Origin of the sequence: Donghicola eburneus (genome assembly GCF_900115865.1) — a bacterium.
Lineage (GTDB): Bacteria > Pseudomonadota > Alphaproteobacteria > Rhodobacterales > Rhodobacteraceae > Donghicola > Donghicola eburneus.
The window spans coordinates 440,675-448,080 of record NZ_FOXY01000003.1; the positions used below are offsets into that span (position 1 = coordinate 440,675).

At 51.4% G+C, this 7,406-nt stretch carries 1 protein-coding gene and 2 pseudogenes; all 3 read left to right on the top strand.

What is annotated here, in order from left to right; all coding sequences use genetic code 11:
- The first annotated feature begins 338 nt into the window (after positions 1-338).
- Positions 339-1,686, top strand: a pseudogene (locus BM225_RS07600) (IS5 family transposase).
- A gap of 262 nt (positions 1,687-1,948) precedes the next feature.
- Entirely contained in the window at positions 1,949-6,349 is a 4,401-nt protein-coding gene (locus BM225_RS07605; protein ID WP_092464086.1) for an HTH domain-containing protein, read from the top strand.
- Between the two features lie 61 nt (positions 6,350-6,410).
- Positions 6,411-6,635, top strand: a pseudogene (locus tag BM225_RS22400) (hypothetical protein); the annotation flags it as partial.
- Positions 6,636-7,406 lie beyond the last annotated feature (771 nt).

Consider the following 7,406-nt stretch of genomic DNA (forward strand, 5'->3'; position numbering starts at 1 on the left):
GGTTCACGGGCTACTAGGCATACCGCAGCATCATGCACAAAGGGCTCGAAGCGGCCATGCGGCGGCGTAGCGCGTGCTGCACTTGGCGCAGCGCTGGCCGTCACTCCCGGCCCACAGCCGACATCCGTTCGTGGTCGTCGTCGCTGTGATGCGGAACGTCGAAGGAGACATTCGCTGCGTGCGCATAACTGATAGAACCGCACAACTCACCCTAAGCAGTCGGCTTTGAATAACCTCCAAGGCTCTGAATTTGTGTGAGAAAGCGGTGATTATATTGGCTTTGTGCTGCAGGGTTTCATAGGATTCCTTCAGAAAGCCTGCAATTTGGGACTGCCGCCATGAAGCACCGCTCCCGCGCCACGGAACAAGACGATCTCTTGCGACCTCGTCTGGTCGAGATGATCGACATGCGCCACGAGTTGGTAAAATTGTCCGAACTGATCGACTGGGAATGGTTTGAGCGGGAATGGTCGGGGTTCTTCCCCTCGCAGGAGGGGCGACCGGCAACGCATCCAAGGCTGGTCGCCGGGCTGATGTACCTACAGCACGTATATCGCTTGGCCGATGATGCCGTTGTCGCGCGGTGGGTCGAAAACCCGTACTTTCAACACTTCACTGGCGAGACATTCTTTCAGCATAAGCCACCGATCCACCCATCTTCGTTGAGCCGGTGGCGGGATCGGATCGGTGAAGACGGCGCGGAATGGCTGCTGACCAAAACGATCGAGGCGGGGCGGGCCGCTGGCACGGTGGATGACGCCAGCCTCAAACGTGTGGCCGTGGATACGACGGTCATGGAAAAGGCCATCAGCCATCCAACGGACGCGAAGCTCTACGAGAAGGCACGCCAGAAACTGGTCGCTTTGGCGCGTGAGGGCGGTCTAAGCCTGCGCCAGTCTTATGCACGGAAATCCCCTCGGTTGGCGCAGCAGGTCGGGCGCTACGCCCATGCGCGCCAGTTCAAACGCATGCGCAAAGCACTGAGAACATTGAAAGGATACACGGGACGCGTGTTGCGTGACATGCGATCGGCAGATCGACGTCATCCCACAAGGGGCCTATCGGGAGCGGGTCCTTGATATGCTGGTTCTGGTCTCTCAGCTGTTGCACCAGACGCCGAAATCCAAGGGTAAGATCTACGCTCTGCACGAGCCTAAGGTGGACTGCATCTCCAAGGGCAAGACACGGGTCCGCTACGAATTCGGAACCAAGGTCAGCATTGCGACGACCATCGCTGAGGGCTTCGTGGTCGGCATGCGTGCAATGCCGGGCAACCCCTATGACGGGCACACCTTGGCCGAGGCGCTTGAACAGGTCGAAACGCTCACCGATCAGCATCCGGCTTTGGCCGTGGTCGACCGCGGCTATCGCGGGCATGGCATCGAGAAAACCATGGTACTGATCTCTGGCCAGCGTCGAGGTCTGACGCCATCTCTCAAGGCTCTGCTGCGACGGCGCAGCGCAATCGAGCCGGAAATCGGCCACATGAAAGCCGATGGTCGTCTCGCCCGTTGCCCCCTGAAAGGAACCTCTGGTGACGCGATCTTCGCCGTGCTGTGCGGCTGCGGTCACAACATCCGCAAGGTCCTCGCCCACCTCAGAGCGCTTTGGCACGCCCTCATCACCTGGGTAATGGCGGAACTCTTCGGGACAGAACCGCATAATCCAGCCCCTCAAACCGCCTGAGCGCGTTGTTCAAAGCCGACTAAGCAAACGAAGAAAGCAATGAGGGCTGTCGTGCGCCGCCAGATACAAAAGAATGGAGCAATCGCAGCGCACACAATCCAATCGCTGATTGCGGTTCGGAGACCTGGTAACTATGCTTTCTGAGAGTAAAAAGGGGTTGTTGGAGCGTATTTTTTAGACATCGAAATATTAGGATCGAAGTGCATGAAAGGTATCGATTTCCGCTCCCCAAATAAGCCTCTAAAGAGGAAACAGGTGTTTGATGACAGAATTCATTGAGTCAAAGGCGCTGGAGCAAGAGCTTCAAAGTGTCTCAAGGGCACTGGATGTGGAAGCAGGTGCGCACAAGGCTCCATTGAACAGTCTGTCAGATTCCGATTTTGAGCTGTTGCTGTGGAGAGTTTTTGAACAGCAATCGGATCCAGAAGCGTACTACGACAAAGCAACGGTTATGGTCGCGGGTGCTGACCGAGGGCGGGATGTCTGGCTGACGAAGAATGGTGACGCTGTTGGACTGATTCAGTGCAAACGGCTCAAATCGGCGTTTAGCCTTCCAGAGGCACTTAGGGAAATTATTAAGTTCATTTTGTTCGCTGAACTGGATTCAAGTCTCCTCAAGGATGGGCTGCCGTTCAAGTATTCCCTCGCGGTGTCAACTGACCCTGCAAAAACGACAGTCGATTTTTTTACCTCGCCAACTCAATGGCTGGAAGAAAACAACGGAGAAATTCTTGCTTTACTTAACACTGTAATTGGCGGCTATGAGAGTTTTAAGGACTTTTCGGGCGCGAAAATACTCGATCGCGTAAAGCAGAAACTTGGATCTTTCTCATACGAGTTAATTCGCCCCGCAAATATTGATACCTTATTGTTTGGTCTGCCGAGAGTTCGAGAGCAGTTTTTCCAAGTTCGCCTTGTTCAAAGCGAGGATGCTTTTGAAGAGTTGTTTGATCGCAAAGTAGACGAACACGGGCTAAATCGAGAAATTAGCGACAAGGCTCGACAACTACTGGACGAGGAAGTGCAAACAAAGATCAACGATCTACGTCGTTCGCGTTTTTTCCCTGGTAGTGATGTCGCCAAGGCTGCGTTACGAATGTGCAAGCAGTTGAAAGCCGGTGAATACTGTCAGGCTTCTGAAAGCGTTCGATCAAATGCTTTTGGAGCATGTGCTCGGTGGTTGTCTCGGTCAGAGGAAAAAATAGCTGCGAAGGAAGCTATCGAACTCTCCGAAGCACTTGGAGAATGTGATGACGCTGTCATTGCCAGGGCGTTCTTGCCTGAGCACACGGATTATACGGAATGCCTGAAGGCACTTGCTCCGCTTGATAATCCTGAAAAAGTAACTGCCGCCCTTCTGTCAGTCAAACACAGCACTGACTCTGAGCAAGCGTTGCAATGGTTTCGTGACGCAGATTTTGCCTCAACTGATCTTGATGCAGACGGCAAAGTTGTTCTTCTGAGCTGCCAGTTAGAAACCCAGAACTGGGACGAGGCTTATTCCTTAGCGATCTCACTGAAGCAAGAAGATTTTGTTGAAGCTCCGGTTCTGCTCCACTTTACGGGTATGGCGCGTCTTTTGACCGTCTTACCAGAGGAGTTTCGGGATGCCTTCAGATCCAATGTTCCTTTCGTTCGACAACAGTTCCCGCTTTGGGATGATCCGGAGTCGATGAAGAGGCGAAAAACCGCATCAGGTTTCTTCAATCGTGCGAAAGAAGCTGCAGCAGAATTTGGGTTGGACGCTAAGCATACATACGAAAACTATGCACTCTGGTTGGAGCTTCACGATCCGGACGACGATGAGGCTGCGCACGCGCGTCTGACCTCGTTACTTGGCGACGCAGAAACTGCGATCCACTACATCCCACTTGGTCTTGGCTTTAATCTAAAAGTTGACCGCGAAAGAATTGAGCACGTTCTCTCACGCCAGGAAGCAAGAAACCCTGGAGGAAATTTTGCAGTTGCGCTCGCTCGGTTTGTCATGGCCACCTCCATCGGTGATCCCGCAGAGGCATTGACGTATTATCAAACTCACCGAAAGGTGATTGAGACGCACATAAATCCAGAGGCATATTTGGAATTTGAAGTGCAGGCCTGCGTCCAAGCTGGACGTATTGAATCTGCCAAGTACGCAATAGAGAAAAATTCCGAAAAACTAAGTGCGAGACAAAAAGACCGTTTCGAGTTGATCATTGCACAAGGGAAAGAAGGCCCGGGCATAGGTGAATTGGAAGAAACATATTCAAAGGTGCCTTCAACAGCAAACTTAGAACATCTTGTCGAGCAACTTGGTCAGCAAGGATACTCGGATCGCTTCTTCGAACTCGCCCGAAAACTTGTTGTAGATACAAGATCAAAGACTGAGACCGAGCGTGTTGTTAGGTTTCTTTTCGCAAACGGCAGGTATGAAGAGGTGGAAGTTGTCCTCTTAGAAGCTTCGGAATTGGTTCAATCGTCCCTTGAGCTTCGCTTTGCTGCCGCCTGGACGCAGTTTCGAAATGGGAATTTTGAAGAAGCTCTAAAGGCCGTTGTTCAGCTTCGCAATGAGAGGGATGATCAAAATGACCGCAACTTGCATCAGAACCTTTTAATTGCTTCAGGGCGTTGGGAGGAACTGTCAGCTTTTGTGGAAGAAGAATGGAAAAAACGAGAGCATCGCACCCCTGACGAGCTTCATGTGCTCGCACAGCTATCTGGAGCGATAGACAGCCCTCGACTTGGTGGACTGCTTGAAGCAACCGCAAAAGCTGGGGAGGATGATCCAGCTATTTTGCTGGGGTGCTATATGACAGCTACTGAAAGCGGGATGGAAGACGGCCCGGAAGTTTTTGGTTGGTTTGATAGAGCTTTTAAGTTGTCTGGCGAAGACGGTCCTGTGCAAAAAAAGTCCATAGAGGACATTGCAAATGAGATGCCAGATTGGAATGAGCATGTAGACGTCGTTTGGGAGAGTTACCGGCAGGGTGAAATGCCACTTTCGATGGTGGCAGCGCAACTACGAAGATCGTCGCTGGAAATGCAGGTATCTTCTATTGTCTTGAACCAAAAGCAATCTGACCCTCGAAAGCGCAGCGTCGTTTCTGCGTTTAGCGGGGTGCGTGGCGAAGTTGAGGCAGACTTGAAACGCATCGGCCTTGAAAGCACCGCTCTTGTGACACTCGCCAGTCTGAATGTCCTTGAAGACGTGGTGCGGCACTATGACGAGATACACATACCGCATTCAACGCTCGGTTGGCTTTTCAGCGAACGCCGTAAACTGGCTTTCCATCAACCGAGTCGAGTCAAGGCCGCCAGAGCATTGTTGACCGCGCTCACAACCGGGAAGGTGCATGAATACACCCCATCATTGGCTCCCGAAGCTGAGTTGGCCACTCTTGTCGATATGGAGCTGGCCGAAATGCTCACTTCCGCTAAGGCGGAGGACCGCGAAGCCAAAACAATCGTGGTCAGAAGCGCGCCAGTTCATAAAATTGGGTCTCTTATGGATGAGACCGTCGACCTCAGTGATTTTGATACCTGCCTATGCAGCTGTCAGGCTGTGATTGATAAGCTGGCTGACCTTGGTCAGTTGATGCCCGAAGACGAACAACAGGCACGCATCTTCCTTGAACGAAATGAGCAACGCTGGCCTGATGAAATTCAGATTGAAGACGAGGCGAACCTTTTATTGGATGACCTATCGGTTTCGTATTTTCAAAAAACTAAACTTCTAACCAATCTCGCTGATGCTGGGTTTAAGGTTTTTGTTTCCAAAAGTGTAATACAAGAGGCGAATACACTGGTTGAACTGGATGAGCATTCGGATGATTTCAAGCGGATTATTGAGGGTATAAGAAATGCCCTAAGCGTATGGATGTCCTCGGGGAAAGTGCGCGTCGACAAGATATTTAACGATGACGATCTGAAGTCGCACCCAAACGTCGCTGCGCTACAGCTTGCTGGGCAAGTTGAAGCGCTTGTGAGCGACGACCGTTACCTAAATCAATTCCAACATGCGGGTGAAAATGACGCTCAGACGCCGACACTAACATCCCTCGACATCCTTGCGAGCTTGAACCAGGCGGGTGTTCTTGCAGACGATAAGCTGGATCATTGTCGAACCGTTCTACGACGAGCAGGGTATGTGCTTTGCCCCTCTTGTCCGGACGAACTGGCTCGTTTTTTGGGGGGCGCTCAAGTCAAAAACGCGACTTTGGTCGAAACCGCTAACTTGAAAGCGTTCCGAGAAAATGTCCTTCTCACGCAAATGCGCGGTTGGCTGGTGCTGACCAAAGAAATGGCCTGGTTTGATAAACTCCGGAATGACTTGGTTTCGGTTTTGGTCATGCAATGGAAGCCAGGAATAGCCGATGACGTCGCCCGCACCCGTTCTCGTTGGATTTTGCGACTTCTTGATATCCGAAATTGGGCGGGTTCCATCACTGAGAATGATGGCTCTGGGCTCGCTCAAAGTGGTTGGGGAATCGTGTGTAACAGTTTGGCTCTTCGACACCTCGATATTGATGACGCAGATGCTTCGAACAGATATTCGGATTGGTTAAAGGAAGAGGTGTTCGACTTCCTTCAAACTTCGGATCCAGAAGTTTATGAATGGCTTATCAAATCGCTTGGGCAGATGCTTTTATCCAGAGTGGGTTCCGGAGGAGAATACGATGGATAAAGGCGCAAGTTTGGAATTCACAGAGCCGGCAGAGAGCTCCGTTTTACTCGGAATTCTCCCGATGTTCCTACGTCGAAAACTGGTCGACGAACGCAGCTTTCGACAGAAGATAGGCTTTGAGGCCGAGGAGCTTGTTACTTACGGAGAAGACATCGTGTTCTCCCGATCATTGTTCTTCGAAAGAGCGAGTGAAGCGCTTAGTGTCGACGGTGGCCAATCTGAGATCGAAGATCAGGCGGGCAAATGGTGGATTCTGTCACGTGAACAGATTTCCAACGGTAGGGTCGCCTTGAAAATCGCGAGCGATAGCGAGAGCTTTTTCGCCACAGAGTTCTTCGTTTTCCTACCAGATGCGTGCGAAAGACAAAGGGAATTCGATGTAGCTATAACCGAACACGGCTTTCCTCTGACTGGCTTAAGTGATTGGCGCGGCCTCTTGGCCGAACGAACCTTGACGGCTGACGAATTTGAAGAATTCTCTCAAGACATCATGAAGACGCCCTTTGCTTTCCTTAAGGTGTTCCGGCGGAAGATCGAAGAGACGAACGTAAGCGCTGAAGACATGGTGCCTAAGGACATCGAGTACTTTGAAAAATTGAGTGGTAAGGGCGAGCAAGACACTCTACCAGATTTGGTGAGCGAGGTCGTCTCAGGGTTGGTTACAGACTATTTAGCTTGGGATGATGAAGTTGGTCCTCGAATGGCTCTGCTGCTGTGCAGCCATCCTTCGATAAGCAACGTAATTGCAAGTTCAGGTATCGACGAACAAAAGCTGATAAACTTGGCTGAATGGGTGAGAGACCATGGCGATATCTTCTCGAAAGTAGGCGTCGTCGAAGTCGCCTTATCCGCAAACTACAACTTGCCTGAATTGGAGCGAGTTCTGGATGATATCGTCCAACAAATCATCGCTCTTGATCCAAAAGATAAATCCGGGCCTCTCCAACTTATGATGAGCTTCAGGCATATACGTCGCGCACGGTCGCGAAGGTGGCCACCAGCATGGCCGATGCTCCAACAGCCTGAACCAGACGAAACGCAACAAAGGCTAATGCAG

Excerpts from the sequence above, each read along its gene's own strand:
- BM225_RS07605 (WP_092464086.1), top strand. The coding sequence starts at position 1,949 with ATGACAGAATTCATTGAGTCAAAGGCGCTGGAGCAAGAGCTTCAAAGT.